The organism is Allomuricauda sp. M10, assembly GCF_020782875.1.
GTDB lineage: Bacteria > Bacteroidota > Bacteroidia > Flavobacteriales > Flavobacteriaceae > Flagellimonas.
In genome coordinates, this window is the sequence record NZ_JAJGBN010000001.1 from 908,513 (window position 1) to 924,076 (window position 15,564).

The 15,564-nt window shown below is 42.7% G+C and carries 13 protein-coding genes; 6 read left to right on the forward strand and 7 right to left on the reverse strand.

Going from position 1 to position 15,564, the window contains the following annotated elements; translation table 11 throughout:
* Window positions 1-2: 2 nt before the first annotated feature.
* From LKX84_RS04285 to LKX84_RS04310, 6 genes are all read right to left on the reverse strand, one after another.
* Window positions 3-647: a LolA family protein gene (locus tag LKX84_RS04285; RefSeq protein ID WP_410548868.1), complete on the reverse strand. Its 645-nt coding sequence runs from the start codon at window positions 645-647 to the stop codon at window positions 3-5.
* A 7-nt stretch (window positions 648-654) separates the two neighbouring features.
* On the reverse strand, window positions 655-3,039 hold the full coding sequence (locus LKX84_RS04290; RefSeq protein WP_228235876.1) for a DNA translocase FtsK: 2,385 nt from the start codon (window positions 3,037-3,039) through the stop codon (window positions 655-657).
* Window positions 3,040-3,102: 63 nt separating this feature from the next.
* Window positions 3,103-3,468, reverse strand: coding sequence for a diacylglycerol kinase family protein (locus tag LKX84_RS04295; RefSeq protein ID WP_228235877.1), 366 nt, complete (start codon window positions 3,466-3,468; stop codon window positions 3,103-3,105).
* A complete protein-coding gene (gene tpx / locus LKX84_RS04300) occupies window positions 3,461-3,967 on the reverse strand; it encodes a thiol peroxidase (RefSeq protein ID WP_228235878.1) in 507 nt (168 codons plus the stop codon). The genes LKX84_RS04295 and tpx overlap by 8 nt, the downstream gene beginning before the upstream one ends.
* Before the next feature lie 95 nt (window positions 3,968-4,062).
* A complete protein-coding gene (nhaC, locus tag LKX84_RS04305; RefSeq protein WP_228235879.1) occupies window positions 4,063-5,553 on the reverse strand; it encodes a Na+/H+ antiporter NhaC in 1,491 nt (496 codons plus the stop codon).
* 70 nt (window positions 5,554-5,623) lie between these two features.
* Window positions 5,624-6,844 carry an aminotransferase class I/II-fold pyridoxal phosphate-dependent enzyme gene (locus tag LKX84_RS04310; RefSeq protein ID WP_228235880.1) on the reverse strand — a complete coding sequence of 407 codons (1,221 nt, stop codon included), beginning with the start codon at window positions 6,842-6,844 and terminating at the stop codon, window positions 5,624-5,626.
* Window positions 6,845-6,993: 149 nt separating this feature from the next.
* Between LKX84_RS04310 and LKX84_RS04315 the strand changes: the two genes are divergently transcribed.
* A complete protein-coding gene (locus LKX84_RS04315; RefSeq protein WP_228236084.1) occupies window positions 6,994-7,452 on the forward strand; it encodes an Lrp/AsnC family transcriptional regulator in 459 nt (152 codons plus the stop codon).
* A 143-nt stretch (window positions 7,453-7,595) separates the two neighbouring features.
* Window positions 7,596-8,999, forward strand: a complete 1,404-nt coding sequence (lpdA, locus tag LKX84_RS04320; protein ID WP_228235881.1) for a dihydrolipoyl dehydrogenase — start codon at window positions 7,596-7,598, stop codon at window positions 8,997-8,999.
* 66 nt (window positions 9,000-9,065) lie between these two features.
* On the opposite strand, the gene LKX84_RS04325 is transcribed toward lpdA, so the two are convergent.
* Window positions 9,066-10,262: a heparan-alpha-glucosaminide N-acetyltransferase domain-containing protein gene (locus tag LKX84_RS04325; protein ID WP_228235882.1), complete on the reverse strand. Its 1,197-nt coding sequence runs from the start codon at window positions 10,260-10,262 to the stop codon at window positions 9,066-9,068.
* Window positions 10,263-10,392: 130 nt separating this feature from the next.
* Between LKX84_RS04325 and LKX84_RS04330 the strand changes: the two genes are divergently transcribed.
* From LKX84_RS04330 to LKX84_RS04345, 4 genes are read left to right on the forward strand one after another with little or no spacing between them, the layout of a single operon-like run.
* Entirely contained in the window at window positions 10,393-10,926 is a 534-nt protein-coding gene (locus tag LKX84_RS04330) for an NADPH-dependent FMN reductase (protein ID WP_228235883.1), read from the forward strand.
* A gap of 6 nt (window positions 10,927-10,932) precedes the next feature.
* Entirely contained in the window at window positions 10,933-12,219 is a 1,287-nt protein-coding gene (locus tag LKX84_RS04335; protein WP_228235884.1) for an anthranilate synthase component I family protein, read from the forward strand.
* Between the two features lie 22 nt (window positions 12,220-12,241).
* Window positions 12,242-13,546 carry a tRNA lysidine(34) synthetase TilS gene (tilS, locus tag LKX84_RS04340; protein ID WP_228235885.1) on the forward strand — a complete coding sequence of 435 codons (1,305 nt, stop codon included), beginning with the start codon at window positions 12,242-12,244 and terminating at the stop codon, window positions 13,544-13,546.
* Window positions 13,543-15,522, forward strand: a complete 1,980-nt coding sequence (locus tag LKX84_RS04345; RefSeq protein WP_228235886.1) for a protein-disulfide reductase DsbD family protein — start codon at window positions 13,543-13,545, stop codon at window positions 15,520-15,522. Before tilS ends, LKX84_RS04345 begins: the two co-directional genes overlap by 4 nt.
* Window positions 15,523-15,564 lie beyond the last annotated feature (42 nt).

Sequence of the window (15,564 nt, forward strand, 5' to 3'; positions counted from 1 at the left end):
GCCTAGTTCGTTGTAATGTAATACCCTTTGTCCTCGTATTTTTTCTTGTTAAAGGTAAAAAGAGTGCTGGAAAGGGGTTGATTGGTTTTGAAAGAATTAACGGTAATGGTGGTCTTGGTGCCATTGTTACCGGTTTGGATCAATTTGTAGATGTGCTTGGTTTCCGTATCGATACCTAACAACACGGATTTGATCTCCGAATTGGAATCGATAGGGGTGAGCTTCACATATTGAATTTTTCTTCCCCCAACATTTTGAAGGATATCCCATTTGTAATTATGACCCGTTTTGTAGAATGTCAACATTTTAGATGGGCTTACATTGTCCTCTTCCTCGTTAACATCCTCAATGGTTACTTCCTCGTTTTCGGGCACAATGGTATACACCTTTTTACCATCGAACAATTGTTCGGCTCCGAGGTAGTTCAATACATATTTTTCACCTTTTAAGGTCACATTGCCATTGGTTTCCTGCTTCAGGTTGGCCTCTGTGTTTTCCAATGAAGACTGAAATTCAATATAAATATTGTCATAGGACTTTACCTTGTTGTAGACATCATCCAAAAGGGCTTTTGCCTTAGCGGCATCCTGTCCGTAGGTTAAAAGTCCGACTGTGGATAAAGCGATAAAAAGAATATATTTTTTAATCATGGTATTATTTTGTTTCGTTTTCCAAATGTTGTTCCAAAGAATAAATATCGGGGATCAGTACCTGTCTGGCCTTGCTCCCTTCAAATGGGCCAACGATTCCGGCGGCTTCCAATTGATCAATGATCCTTCCGGCCCTGTTGTAACCCAATTTCAATTTACGTTGGATCAAGGAAGCAGAACCTTGTTGTGCCGTTACAATAACTTCGGCGGCTTCACGGAACATGCTATCCCTTTCCGAGATATCATAATCAATACTTGTGCCAGAATCCTCACCAATATATTCTGGAAGCAAATGGGCTTCTGGATAGGCTCTTTGAGAGCCAATATAGTCTACTATCTTGCCTACTTCGGGGGTATCCACAAAAGCACACTGCAAACGTGTCATATCATTGCCTTGCGTATAAAGCATATCTCCACGACCAATGAGTTGATCTGCACCTTGTGCGTCCAAAATGGTACGGGAATCGATTTTTGAAGTAACCCTAAAAGCAATACGCGCCGGGAAGTTGGCTTTGATGATACCCGTGATCACATTCACCGAAGGTCTTTGGGTGGCGATGATCAGGTGGATTCCAATCGCCCTAGCCAGCTGTGCCAACCTAGCAATAGGCGTTTCCACTTCCTTACCTGCGGTCATGATCAGATCCGCAAACTCATCGATGACCAAAACGATATAAGGCAAAAATTTATGTCCGTCGTTAGGATTCAGTTTTCTGGCCTTGAACTTGGCATTGTATTCCTTTATGTTCCGCACCATGGCCACTTTTAATAGCTCATAGCGGTTATCCATTTCAATACAAAGGGAATTCAAGGTGTTGATTACCTTGGTAGTATCGGTGATGATGGCCTCGTCCGAATCCGGAAGTTTGGCCAAGAAATGGCGTTCAATTTTATTGTAAAGGGTCAGTTCCACCTTTTTGGGATCCACAAAGATGAACTTCACCTCAGCAGGGTGTTTTTTATAAAGTAGGGAGGTGATGACCGCATTAAGCCCTACCGATTTACCTTGACCTGTTGCACCTGCCATGAGCAAGTGGGGCATTTTGGCCAGATCCACTACAAAAGTTTCGTTGCTGATGGTCTTCCCAAATGCTATTGGAAGCTCCATTTCCGCCTTTTGGAATTTGTTGGAGGCAATTACGGAGCGCATGGAAACCACTGTGGCATTTTTGTTCGGCACCTCAATACCTACAGTCCCTTTGCCGGGAATAGGGGCAATGATCCTGATTCCCAATGCAGCCAATGATAAAGCAATATCGTCCTCTAGGTTTTTGATTTTGGAAATTCGAATACCTGCTTCAGGAACTATTTCATAAAGGGTCACTGTTGGACCGATCGTTGCCTTGATCTGGGCAATACCAATCTTATAATTTTTGAGGGTACTTACGATTCGGTTTTTGTTTTCCTCCAGTTCTTCCTGGTTAATCGTAATACCTCCGGAAGCCCCATGGGCATCCAAAAGGTCCAATTGAGGGAACTTGTAATTGCCCAATTCCAATTTTGGATTGAACTCCCCAAAATCCTTCACTAATCGGGCAGCTTTAACATCGCTTTCCTCTTCTTCCTTGGTTTCTTCCACCGTCAAGTCAATATCAGATTCTTCTTCCTCAGGTAGGTTTACATCCAATCCTGCCTCATTAACAAGTGGGGGAATGTCCTTTTTATGGGTATAGGTGTCTATTTTTTCTTGGACCTTGTCGTCCATTTTGAGTTCAATGCTACTCTCATCATCATCTTCAGCTTCATTCACCGCAACAATTTGTTCATCGGTGTCATTGAAATCCGATTTGATCTTTGCTTTTTGCGAACGGAAGAAATTGGCAAATCCTTCCGGAGTAAAGTTGAACAATCGAACCAAAATGACCATCAATACAAAGACCAAAATGAGGAACACCCCAATTTTACCGGCGTAATCCTGAAGGAAATCATTCACTTCGTACCCGATCAAGCCACCCAAAAGAGGAAGGTCAGCAGCAAAAAAGCCCAAGGCAACAGAAACCCAAATGATTCCGGTCAGCCCCCAAACCCATTTACCGATGAGACCTTTTCCGTCCAAACCTAAAAAGAGATACAATCCGGTGATGGCCAGCAAAAAGGGAAAGGCAAACGATGCCAATCCGAAGCCTTTGTACATAAAAAAATGGCTAACAGCGGCACCAAACTTGTTTAAAAGGTTGCTTGCCTCAGCATTCCGATTGGCAAATTCCGTAAGCATGCTCTGATCTTCCTGCCATGTAAAATAATAGGACATGAAGGAGAAAAATAGTGCGATGCTGAGAACGATCAAAAGACTTCCGAAAATAATCTTGTTCTGCTTTGAAGGTTTAAGCGAAAACTTCTTTTTGGAGGTCGTAGGTTGAGATTTTGATTTTGTCCTTTTTTTTGCCATTAATCGTGTTTAATGCGGGGCTAAGTTACAAATTTACGAGGCTACAATTGTCCTTGGATGCCGTTACATGAATTTGGGTATGTAAATGATCAGTCCAATAATACTGGCAATAATGGACACTATCATTACGGCACCAGCGGAAATATCTTTAATGAACCCGATTTTGGGGTCGATGTCGGGTTGAATATAGTCACAAACCTTTTCTATGGCCGTGTTCAATCCTTCAATACCCATCACCATACCGATGGCGAACAATTGAAGGATCCATTCCGTTTTGGAAATTTCAAAATAGAACCCTGCTACCGTCATTACAAGAGCGATACCAAACTGAATCTGTATGCTACTTTCTGTGCGCAATAGAAGGAACATGCCCTTTAGGGCATATCCCACTCCGCGAATTCTATTGGTTATGAAAGATTCCTTAGGCATTTTTCAGTGCGTCCAACGCTGCCTCATAATTAGGCTCGTCGGCGGTTTCGGCCACTTGTTCCGTATAGACTACTTTTCCATTTCCATCCAAAACCACTACACTTCTGGATAAAAGACTTTTCAATGCACTGTCGGCAAATGTCAGACCATAATCCGCCCCAAACTTCCCTGTTTTGAAATCCGATAGCATAATCACATTTTCAATGCCTTCGGCACCACAAAATCTTTTTTGGGCAAAGGGCAAGTCCTTGGAAATGCAAAGCACCTTGGTGTTTTTCAATTCTGATGCATCCTTGTTAAAATGACGAACCGATTGTGCACAAGTGCCCGTGTCGATGCTTGGGAAGATGTTCAAAACCAGTTTTTGTCCTTTGAAATCGGAAAGGGATGCTTCGGAAAGATCCAATTTTGTCAATGTAAAATCAGGTGCAATTGAGCCAACTTTAGGGAGTTCCCCAACTGTATTGACAGGGCTTCCGCCCAATGTGATTGATGCCATGTTTGACGAGTTTTTATTTTGGTGTGAAGGTAAAAAGATTAATGCTGAAAGGCACACATCCTTCCAGTGATTTTAGAAAAAATTACAGAACTGCCCTATTCTGAAATGCTGGTGGTGAGCTGCTTGATCTTAATTTTGAAGGCAGCGAACATCAGTGTCATGATGGGGCTCAACCAATTGAAAACAGCAAAAATGCCATATTCGGCAACACTGACACCCAAAACCCCGCTATGATAAGCACCACAGGTGTTCCAAGGCACCAAAACAGAAGTTACGGTACCGGAATCCTCCAAAGAGCGACTTAAATTTTCAGGGGCCAATCCACGGTCCTTGTATGCTTTGGAAAACATTTTACCGGGCACCACAATGGCCAGATATTGGTCGGATGCCGTTACGTTGAGGGCCAAACAACTTCCAACGGTGCTAGCAAAGAGTCCAAAAGTGGTTTTGGCCATTTTCAACAGGGATTCGGTGATACGCTCCAAAGCTCCAATGCCGTCCATGATGCCTCCAAAAACCATGGCGCATACAATGAGCCAAATAGTTCCGAGCATTCCCGACATACCACCAGAGGAGAACAGGTCGTTCAATGCGGGATCATCTGTTGCAATATTGGTGTCTACAGTGATGGCGTTCAAAATGCCTTTATAAGCAGCTTCAAAAGTCAGTTGGGTACCACCGCCTATTTGGGCCACAATGTCCGGTTGAAAAATCAAGGCGAACACTCCGCCCAAAAGTGTGCCGATCAACAAGGCCATCAGAGGAGGTGCTTTTTTTACGATCAATACGATTACCGCAATCGGCACCAAAAACAGCCATCCATTAATATTGAAGGTTTTACTGATATTCGTTAAAATGGAACCCGTATCTGCAACCCCTGAAGTATCAATGGTGAAGCCCATGATAATGAAAAATATTAAGGTAATGATGATGGTCGGGGTAGTGGTCAAGGCCATATACCGAATATGGGAGAACAAATCCCCTCCAGCCATGGCAGGTGCTAAATTGGTGGTATCGCTTAAGGGAGACATTTTATCCCCAAAATAGGCACCTGAAAGCACAGCGCCAGCGGTCATTCCTAAAGGAATGCCCAAAGCATCACCAATACCTACCAAGGCAATACCCACGGTGGCAGAGGTGGTCCAGCTACTACCGGTGGCCACCGAAATGATGGAACAAATGATCACACAGGCCGCTAAAAATATGGTCGGGTTCAAAATCTGAAGCCCATAATAGATCATGGCAGGAATGATACCGCTCACCAACCAGGTTCCGGAAAGCGCACCCACCATGAGTAGGATAAGCAAGGCTCCTGTAGTGGAGCGAACATTTTCGGCCACCTCATCAATCATTTGTTGATACGAAACCTTGTTGAAAAAACCAACAATCGCGGCTACGGCACCGCCCAACAAAAGAATAAACTGGTTGGAACCGCTCAGCGCATCATCACCAAAGACAAAAACGTTGTAAGCCAACATGCCTACCAAAGCAATCACGGGGATGAGCGCTTCGGCAATGCTTAGATTTTTGTTCTCAACAATATGTTCGTCTTCCCTAAAATGTGGTTTTTCCTCTGGATTAGCCATGTGGTCTGAGTTTGTTAAGAGGTAATATTACAACTTTGCCCCTTGTTCTGCAAACAGGATTGCGATACGATCACACCAAAGCGGTATCCGGTGAAAGGATTCCCAAAGTTTCCATACAGCTACGCATGGAAAGATAAGTTTTGTGGATATCATTGTCCAAACCGATGGAAAAACGGATAAGTCCCTGGGAAAGACCCAATTGCTTTTGTTCCTCTTCGGGGATTTCAGAAGAGGTGGAGGTTCCGGAAGCGCTGAACAAAGTTTTGTAAAAGCCTAAACTTACTGCCAGGTACCCCAGTTTTTCTTTTTGCATGAGTTCCATCAAAGCATTGGCTTGATCCAAAGAACCAACATCCAAAGTCAACATACCGCCGAAGCCATATTCTGGATTCATCTGTTTTTTCATCAATTCATGGCCGGGATGACTTTCCAAGCCGGGATACACCACTTTTAATCCGTCCTTCTCAAATTGCTTGGCCAAATAGTGGGCATTTTCACTATGCTTTTTGATGCGGATATGCAGCGTACGCATATTTTTTAGGATGGATGCCGCCCGAAGACTGTCCAAGGTACTTCCGAACAACATACCGGCACCATTATTCACATCCTTTAAACCAAGACAAAAATCTTTGGTACCACAAACGGCCCCTGCTACACAGTCGCTACTGCCGTTGATGAACTTGGTTAGACTGTGCACCACGATATCCGCTCCCAATTGGGCCGCGCCAATGTTCAAAGGGGAAAAGGTATTGTCCACTACTAAAGGAATATTGTTCTTTTTGGCAATTTTGGACAAGGAAGCGATGTCGGCAACTTCCAGTAGAGGATTGCTGATGGCTTCACAATAGATCATTTTGGTCTTTGGGGTGATGGCGTTTGCAACGGCATCCAAATCCGTAATGTCCAAAAATGAGGTGGTTATGTTGAACTTTTTCAAGAAATTCTTTAAGAAGGCATAAGTGCCTCCGTAAATGGTTCTGCTGCATACAATATGATCACCACTATCGCACAATTGCATGATCACGGCACTGATAGCACCCATGCCACTCGCAAATACGTTGGCGGACTCGGTGCCTTCCAATTGGGCCATGGCCTCTCCCAAATATAGATTGGAAGGGGAGGAGTGCCTGCTGTACAAGTAACAACCTTCTGTGTTGCCCTCGAAAGTATCGAACATCGTCTTCGCAGTCAAGAAGGTGTAGGTAGATGAATCTGATATGGAAGGGTTTACACCACCAAATTCGCCAAAATATTGAAGGTCTTGAATGCGATCTGCAGCTTTGTTATCCATGATTATGATTTTTTGTAAATCTACTTATATATAGATTTAAAGTCAATAAATATTATTTTATATAGGAAATAGAACTAATATTTAATAAATAATAGAATATTGTTCTAATTTTGATGCTATATATTGGTTTCAATAGAAAAATCTTCACCATGGAATTGGATGCTTTGGACAAACAATTGGTTGCACTTCTTCAGGATGACTGTAAAAAGACCACAAAACAATATGCGGATGCCCTGCAATTGTCCAAAACTGCGGTGTACGAACGCATTCGTCGATTGGAACGGACCGGAGTTATTACTGGATATACTGCTTTGCTCAATAAATCCAAGATCAAGCGTGACTTTACCGTATTGTGTCACATCCGTCTTGTGCAGCATACCAAAGAAAATGTCTTACGTTTTGAACGCGAGATTCTCAAATTGGAAGAAGTGTCGGAATGTTTCCATGTCGGGGGTGATTACGACTATATTCTAAAAATCAACGTGGAGGACATGAAAAGTTATCGGGAGTTCATGATCACCAAGCTCACGGCCATCAACAATATTGGCAACACCCAGAGTTCCTTTGTGATCAATGAAGTGAAGAACAGTCCTTCCGTTCATATTTAACAGGGGACATTGGATTTGTCATATCTTCGAAATTGATGTATTTCAGAATCAATTGATGGGACGATCCCGAAAAACATTCGTATTTTTACAGCTGTTTTTTATGAACAGATCAGTTACAAAAATATCCTTACAAATAATTCCATATGAATCAATATGATGTAGCTATCATCGGCTCCGGACCTGGAGGCTATGTAGCGGCCATTCGATGTGCCCAATTGGGAATGAAAACTGCCTTAATTGAAAAATATGCCACCTTGGGCGGAACCTGTCTCAATGTGGGTTGTATTCCATCCAAAGCCCTTTTGGACTCGTCCCACCATTACGAGGATGCCGTAAAACACTTTGAAGAGCATGGGATCGATATTCCTGGTGAGATCAAGGTGAATTTGGAACAAATGATTGCCCGCAAACAAGGGGTGGTGGACCAAACTACCAAGGGTATCGAATTTTTGATGGATAAGAACAAAATTGATGTGTACCATGGTGTAGGTAGCTTTAAGGATGCCACACACATCAACATTGCCAAGGAAGATGGGCAAGAAACCATTGAGGCCAAGAATATCATCATTGCCACGGGATCAAAACCATCTACCCTTCCTTTTATCAAAATTGATAAGGAAAGGGTGATAACTTCTACTGAAGCTTTAAAACTAAAAGAAGTACCCAAACACTTGATTGTAATCGGAGGTGGGGTAATTGGTCTGGAATTGGGCCAAGTGTACAAACGTCTTGGCGCCGAAGTTACCGTGGTGGAATTTATGGACCGAATCATTCCAGGAATGGACGGAGCACTTTCCAAAGAGCTTACCAAGGTGATGAAGAAGCAAAAAGTACAGTTCAACCTTTCGCACAAAGTAAAATCAGTCGAGCGTAAAGGGGATGAAGTCATTGTGAAGGCTGATGATAAAAAAGGACAGGAAGTAGTCATGACCGGCGATTACTGCTTGGTGTGTGTGGGCCGTAGACCTTATACCGATGGATTGAACCTTGAAGCCGCCGGCGTGAAAATGGATGATAGGGGCAGAGTGGAAGTAAACGCTCACTTGCAGACCAACGTTTCCAACATTTATGCTATTGGCGATGTGATCAAGGGAGCCATGTTGGCGCATAAAGCGGAAGAAGAAGGTACTTTGGTGGCCGAATTATTGGCAGGCCAAAAACCACATATCGATTATAACCTGATTCCTGGAGTGGTCTATACTTGGCCAGAAGTTGCGGCTGTTGGTAAGACCGAAGAGCAATTGAAGGAAGAAGGGGTAGAGTACAAAGTGGGACAATTCCCGATGCGTGCCTTGGGTAGATCCCGTGCAAGCATGGATTTGGATGGCTTCGTTAAGATTTTGGCTGACAAAAAAACCGATGAAGTTTTAGGCGTTCACATGATCGGTGCCCGTTGTGCCGATTTGATCACGGAAGGGGTCACTGCCATGGAATTTAGGGCATCCGCAGAAGATATTTCACGCATGAGCCATGCACATCCAACATTTGCCGAAGCCGTAAAAGAAGCGGCGTTGGCAGCAACTGCGGATAGAGCTTTGCACATTTAAGAAATACAAAAACTAAAAGGATTACAAAGCATTCAGTTTTCGGACTGGATGCTTTTTTTGTGGATGTTAACTGCGTACGGTGCGTAAAAATCGTCTAAGGAAAAGTCTAGCCCTCATAGAAAGTTCACGGATTACTGGAATGGAGGCTTCTTTCAAATCCATAAGTTGAGAAACAACCGTGGCATAGCCCAAACTGATTTGGAATTTGATGCGTTCTTCGTACTGGTTGTATTTCAAAGCCAAAAAAGTACAGGCAACCATAAAGGCGAACGCCCCTGGAATGGCCACTTGTGGGGCCAAGGCGTGGTTGAAGAATCGGTATAGTCCCAATCCCGTAAAACTTCCGTACAGGATGATGAAATGAATCACATAGATGGAAAGCGTACTGGCTCCAATACTCAAAACCGTTTTGTTGGTCATAAACTGACGAAGCACCATGAATACCGCAAAAACGATAAAAACATTGCCCAATCGGATGAAAAGGTAGTTGTTGGCCAAAATCATTTTGAACAAATCCAATCCGGTTACATCATAAAGCCCATCGAACATCCGGGAGGATTGATAGATCAATAGGTAGCCGACTGTTATGGCGATGGAAATAGCAACAGGAAACAAATATTTGGCATCTCGATATCTAGTGAACAAAACGGAGATAAAAGCGCCCAAGCTCGCATATCCAAACCAAGGAATAATGGTAAAAACCGATCCATTGGTTTTGGTGAAATAGTTGGCGATCAAATCTGGCAGGAACGAAAACGTCCATTGCTTGTACACCGGTTCAAAAAGAAATAGGAGCAATGTAATTCCGACCAGAACCGATGGAAAAACATATTTTTTCTTGTTGGCGGTTAGCAAATACAGACCGATGATTCCCAAAATGGAAAGACCGATACAATGAAGCACATCAACCAAATAAAAGGAATTGTACAACTGACCCTTAAAAAGTCCTAAAAGGTTCAATCGCAACAAATAGCCGATCAACATCAATTGAAGTCCTCGGCGAATTCCTTTGACAACCCTAGGGTTTTCCATTCCCATTTGGGGCACCCTGATAAGCAAATACGTAAATATAAATCCGGAGACCGTAAAGAAAACAGGGGCGGTAATCCCTCTAAAATACAGCCAAACATTGTAAACAGGATTTGTGGTATCCCTAAAAACAGGGTCAAGCAAACCATCGATGAAATGCCCTTGCAGCATCATCAAAATGGCCCATGCTCGCATGGCATCGATAAAAAATAACCTGTTATTCTTGGCTGTCATTCGGTTAACTGTTACCCTATATACTTGTTTAGCAGTAGGTTTGGATGCTTTGCAGGGCAAAAATATGCAAAATACTCGCTACTGATCTTCAATTAGGGTATTTTAGCGAAACAATCAATGAATCTTGGCTATGGCTGCAATATTGGCATTCGCTGGAAGCAATTCTTCCACTTCTATTAATTTCAGATTGGTAAAACTAACGGTTTCCTTAGTGCAAGACCATGAGGTTCAGGTGATAGACATGGCCAAATGCCCTTTCCCAATGTTCAGTGAAGATGAGGAAAAGCAGAAAGGGTACTCCAATTCGTTGGTAGAATTGCGTGACGATATCCAAAAAAGTGAAGGCCTCATTTTGTCCGTGAATGAACACAATGGAAATCCCTCCGCATATTTTAAAAATGTATTGGATTGGCTATCCCGTTTGGACCGTAATTTTCTGGAAAATACCAAAATCTTGCTGATGTCGACTTCCGGAGGAAAAAGAGGGGCCAAGGGATCTTTGTCGGTCATTGAAAACATGCTCCCTCGATTTGGTGGTGAGGTGGTCACTACCTTTTCCTTGCCTTCTTTTTATGAAACGTTTTCGGATGAAGGAATTCTCGACGCCGACCTAAAAATGGCTCATGAAGCTGCTTTGCAAACCTTTCTGGATTCTTTAAAATAATCAACGTTGCGGACCTGTTGCTCCTTTAAGGTCAAATCGATTCCGAAGGCCAAAAAAGCCTTGCTTCAATGGTCCAAAGCCTTTGAAAAGGTGATTTGGTTGGATAGCAATAACCATCAAGATCCTTACAGTTCGTTTGAAGCCTGTCTCGCAATTGGCGAAGCACAGCGATTAATTTCCTTGGATGAAATTGAATCTTTCATAAATAGGCAACCCGATTGGCTTTTTGGATATTTTTCCTATGATTTGAAGAATGAATTGGAAGATTTGGTGTCCAATAATGTGGATGAATTGAAATTTCCCTTGATGTATTTCTTTCAGCCCAAAAAAGTCATTGTGTTGAAAGGGGCTGAACTACATTTCCAATATTTAAATGCTTATCAAGATGAGATTGAGGAGGATTTTGTGCATGTATCTGAATTGGAGGACATTGAAGAGATTTCACTGCTAAGATCAAATCCTATAAAAATCAAGATGCGTATCCACAAGGACGCCTATTTTGAAAAAGCAAACCGATTTTTGGGGCACATTCATCGCGGTGATATTTACGAGGCCAATTTTTGTCAAGAATTTTATGCCGAAGGGATTCAACTTGACCCTTTGGAGATCTACAAAAAACTCAACGCTATTTCCGAGCCGCCCTTCGCAACTTTTATGCGTTTGGATGACCACTATTTGATGTGTGCCTCACCCGAAAGGTTCCTGAAAAAAGTAGGGAGGAAAATCATATCCCAGCCCATCAAGGGTACTGCTCCCCGTGGAAAGAACAAATCAGAGGACCTGAAATTCAAAACCGAATTGGAACATGACGAAAAGGAAAGGGCCGAAAACATTATGATCGTCGATTTGGTCCGCAATGATTTGTCCAAGAGTGCATTACAAGGAAGTGTTGTAGTTGAGGATTTATGCAAAGTGCACAGCTACAAGCAAGTACATCAAATGATCTCGACAGTTATTTCAACGGTTTCTAAAAAGAAAAATCCGGTTGAATTGATCAAAGAAACCTTTCCCATGGGCAGTATGACAGGTGCTCCAAAGCTTTCTGCCATGCAGATTATTGAAAATTTGGAAGAAACCAAACGAGGACTATATAGTGGTGCCGTGGGCTATTTTGATCCAAACGGGGATTTCGATTTTAATGTGGTCATTCGCAGTATTCTGTACAACGTATCAAGTAGGTATGTCTCCTTTTCTGTGGGCAGTGCCATCACTTCAAAATCGGACCCTGAGAAAGAATATCGGGAATGTTTACTAAAGGCAAAGGCCATGCGTAAAGTATTGGAAAAAGGCTGATGTTTATTCGTAATTTTGTGACATGTTGTCCAAATTCAAAAACCACATCAATACCAAACTTCCTTTCCTAAAAGGAAAAAAACTATTGCTGGCCTGCAGCGGAGGATTGGACAGTGTGGTGCTTACCCATCTTTGCAAGGCAATCGAGTTGGATATTACCTTGGCGCATTGCAATTTTAAGTTGCGTGGAGCTGAAAGTGATGGTGATGAGTCATTTGTTAGGGATCTGGCCAATGCATTGGATTTGAAGATCTTGGTAAAGGAATTCAATACCATGGACTACGCTCAAAACCATCGAGGTTCAGTGCAAATGGCTGCCAGGGAGTTACGCTATGAATGGTTCAATGAACTTTTGGAGAACGACTTCGATTACTTGCTCACGGCCCATCACTTGGATGATGATTTGGAGACGTTTCTCATCAACTTTTCCCGAGGCACTGGTTTGGAGGGACTTTTGGGCATTCCGGAACAAAACGACAAAATCATTCGACCGTTGTTGCTCTTCACCAGGGAAGAGATTGCTGCTTATGCCGAAGAACAAAGCATTCAATGGCGGGAGGATAGCAGCAATTCAGAAACCAAATACCTTCGGAACAAGATTAGGCATGAAATTGTTCCCAAACTGAAGGAACTGCATCCAACATTTGTGCAGAATTTTGTGCAGACACAAGTCCATTTGCATCAAAGTAGTGTTTTGGTCAACAACCATCTTCAAGAAATCAAAAACAGATTATTTCAATTTGAAGATGATTCAATCAAAATTGAAATGTCAGATTTACAAAAATTGGAGCCCTTGGACGCCTATCTCTATGGCCTTTTTCACGAATTTGGTTTTTCGGATTGGGAAGCGATACATGCACTATTAAAGGCAATGAGCGGTAAGGAAGTGTTTTCAAAAACCCATCGCTTATTGAAAGATCGCGATCAATTGATTCTTTCCGAATTAAAAACTAGGGTAAATGCCCATTATCCTGTCTTTGATAAGGACACGCTGTTGGAACATCCTATCCTGTTGACTATGGAAAATGTAGATGCCGTAACAAAACCCTTAACCAACGCCATATTTTTGGATAAGGAAAAGTTAAACTTCCCGATGGTGTTAAGAAATTGGGAGAAAGGCGACTATTTTTATCCCTTCGGGATGAAAGGCAAAAAAAAGTTGTCCAAGTTTTTCAAGGATGAGAGGATAGATGTCGTTTCCAAGGAAAACCAATGGTTGCTGTGCTCAGACGATGAGATTGTCTGGGTAGTGGGCAAAAGGGCCGATGAACGATTTCGGGTTGATGATACCACCCGGCAAATAGTAAAGATTACATGGATTTCATGAGAGTATTGAAAGTTTTTTTAGGTTTTTTCCTTTTTAGTTGGGTCATTTCGGCCCAAACAGATGCCAATCCCGCAGTTTGGAGTCATGAAGTACACAAATTATCCGACACGGAATATGAGCTGGTCTTTACCGGAAAAATCATGGATGGCTGGCACGTATATTCCCAATTTACGGCCGAAGGGGGTTCTTTGCCCAGCGAATTCACTTTTGAAAAGGCGGGAGAGGACTACGAATTGATAGGTTCTACTGCCGAAAGTGAAACCATCAAGGAATATAGCGATGTGTTTGAAGTGGAGGAGACTTTCTTTAAAAAAGAAGCCATCTTCACCCAAAAAATAAAACTCCTGAAACCGGATGTTCGCCAGATTTCCGTCAACCTTTTTTATCAGATCTGTAAGGAAGTCTGTATCCCAAAAGATGAAGTTTTTGAGATTTCTTTGGATGGAAGTGCCTTTGTTGGCGACACCAAAACCTTGGACGACCGTAGTGTGGCCCTTGGGGAATCGCTTAAGCTCGATTTAAAGAACAAAGAACTGCTCAATCAAGGTGGATTGGTGGATTCCGAAGGTAAATCCAATCTCTGGATGATTTTTGGTCTTGGCTTTTTGGGAGGATTGATTGCGTTATTGACACCTTGTGTCTTCCCGATGATCCCGTTGACCGTCTCGTTCTTTACCAAGCAATCCCAGAATAAATCCAAGGGAATTGCCAATGCGGTACTCTATGGGTTCTTTATTGTTTTGATCTATTTCTTGCTGAGTTTACCTTTCCATTTGTTCAATTCGGTGGACTCCCAGATTTTGAACACCATTGCCACCAACATCTGGCTCAACGTGTTCTTCTTTGTCATTTTTGTCTTTTTTGCCTTTTCGTTCTTTGGGTATTACGAACTCACGTTGCCAAGTTCTTGGGCCAATAGGATGGATTCAGCTTCATCCAAAGTAGGAGGGGGCTTGGGCATCTTTTTTATGGCGTTGACCTTGGCTATTGTATCGTTTTCCTGTACTGGGCCCATTTTGGGTGGACTTTTGGGAAGTACCACCTTGGCTGAAGGAAATGTAGCCACCAACCTGACCATGGGTATGGTAGGTTTTGGCTTGGCTCTGGCTTTGCCTTTTGCGCTGTTTGCCATGTTCCCAGCTTGGTTACACTCCTTGCCAAAATCTGGCGGTTGGATGACCACCGTGAAAGTGGTGTTGGGCTTCTTGGAGTTGGCATTAGCATTCAAATTTTTGTCCAATGCGGATTTGGTCGGGAATTGGGGATTGTTCAAACGGGAAATCTTCATCGGTATCTGGGTGATATTGTTTGTGTTGATGACGCTCTACCTTTTTGGGGTGTTCCGTTTTCCACATGATGGTCCAAAGAAAAAATTGTCCCCGACCAGATTGATCGTGGGAGTTGTGAGCATGGCTTTCTCCATTTATTTGATACTTGGCATGTTCCAGGTTTCTAACTTAAAATTGTTGAGCGGATTCCCGCCGCCGAGTTTCTACAGCGTTGTTGAAGCCGAAAGCGATTGTCCGTTGGGATTGGATTGTTTCAAGGATTTTGAAGAAGGGGTGGCCTACGCCAAAGAGAAGAACAAACCTATTCTGTTGGACTTTACAGGTTGGGCCTGCGTGAATTGCAGAAAGATGGAAGAGCAAGTTTGGAGCGATGCCAGTGTCTATCCTATCCTTAAGGATGAATACGTGTTGATCTCGCTTTATGTGGATGATAGAAAAGAACTGCCCGAAGAAGAAAAATTCGATTTTAAGTTCGATTCAGGAAGAATAAAATCCATCGAAAATGTCGGACAAAAATGGGGTACGTTCCAGACCGTAAATTTCAATGCGGCATCCCAACCGTATTATGTTTTAATGACGCCTGATATGGAAATCCTGAACGATGCCGTCCAGTATGTGGATGTGGAAACCTATCAAAAATGGTTGAAATCCGGTCTGGAAAAGCATCAGCTCTCCATGAACAAATAACGATTATTTTTCATGGGAGTTGGAAATTAGTTATACCTTAGA

Coding starts and splice junctions, on each gene's coding strand:
- LKX84_RS04310 (WP_228235880.1), bottom strand. CDS start 6,844: ATGGATAACAAAGCTGCAGATCGCATTCAAGACCTTCAATATTTTGGC.
- LKX84_RS04290 (WP_228235876.1), bottom strand. CDS start 3,039: ATGGCAAAAAAAAGGACAAAATCAAAATCTCAACCTACGACCTCCAAA.
- LKX84_RS04315 (WP_228236084.1), top strand. CDS start 6,994: ATGGAATTGGATGCTTTGGACAAACAATTGGTTGCACTTCTTCAGGAT.
- tilS (WP_228235885.1), top strand. CDS start 12,242: ATGTTGTCCAAATTCAAAAACCACATCAATACCAAACTTCCTTTCCTA.
- LKX84_RS04325 (WP_228235882.1), bottom strand. CDS start 10,262: ATGACAGCCAAGAATAACAGGTTATTTTTTATCGATGCCATGCGAGCA.
- lpdA (WP_228235881.1), top strand. CDS start 7,596: ATGAATCAATATGATGTAGCTATCATCGGCTCCGGACCTGGAGGCTAT.
- tpx (WP_228235878.1), bottom strand. CDS start 3,967: ATGGCATCAATCACATTGGGCGGAAGCCCTGTCAATACAGTTGGGGAA.
- nhaC (WP_228235879.1), bottom strand. CDS start 5,553: ATGGCTAATCCAGAGGAAAAACCACATTTTAGGGAAGACGAACATATT.
- LKX84_RS04295 (WP_228235877.1), bottom strand. CDS start 3,468: ATGCCTAAGGAATCTTTCATAACCAATAGAATTCGCGGAGTGGGATAT.
- LKX84_RS04330 (WP_228235883.1), top strand. CDS start 10,393: ATGGCTGCAATATTGGCATTCGCTGGAAGCAATTCTTCCACTTCTATT.
- LKX84_RS04345 (WP_228235886.1), top strand. CDS start 13,543: ATGAGAGTATTGAAAGTTTTTTTAGGTTTTTTCCTTTTTAGTTGGGTC.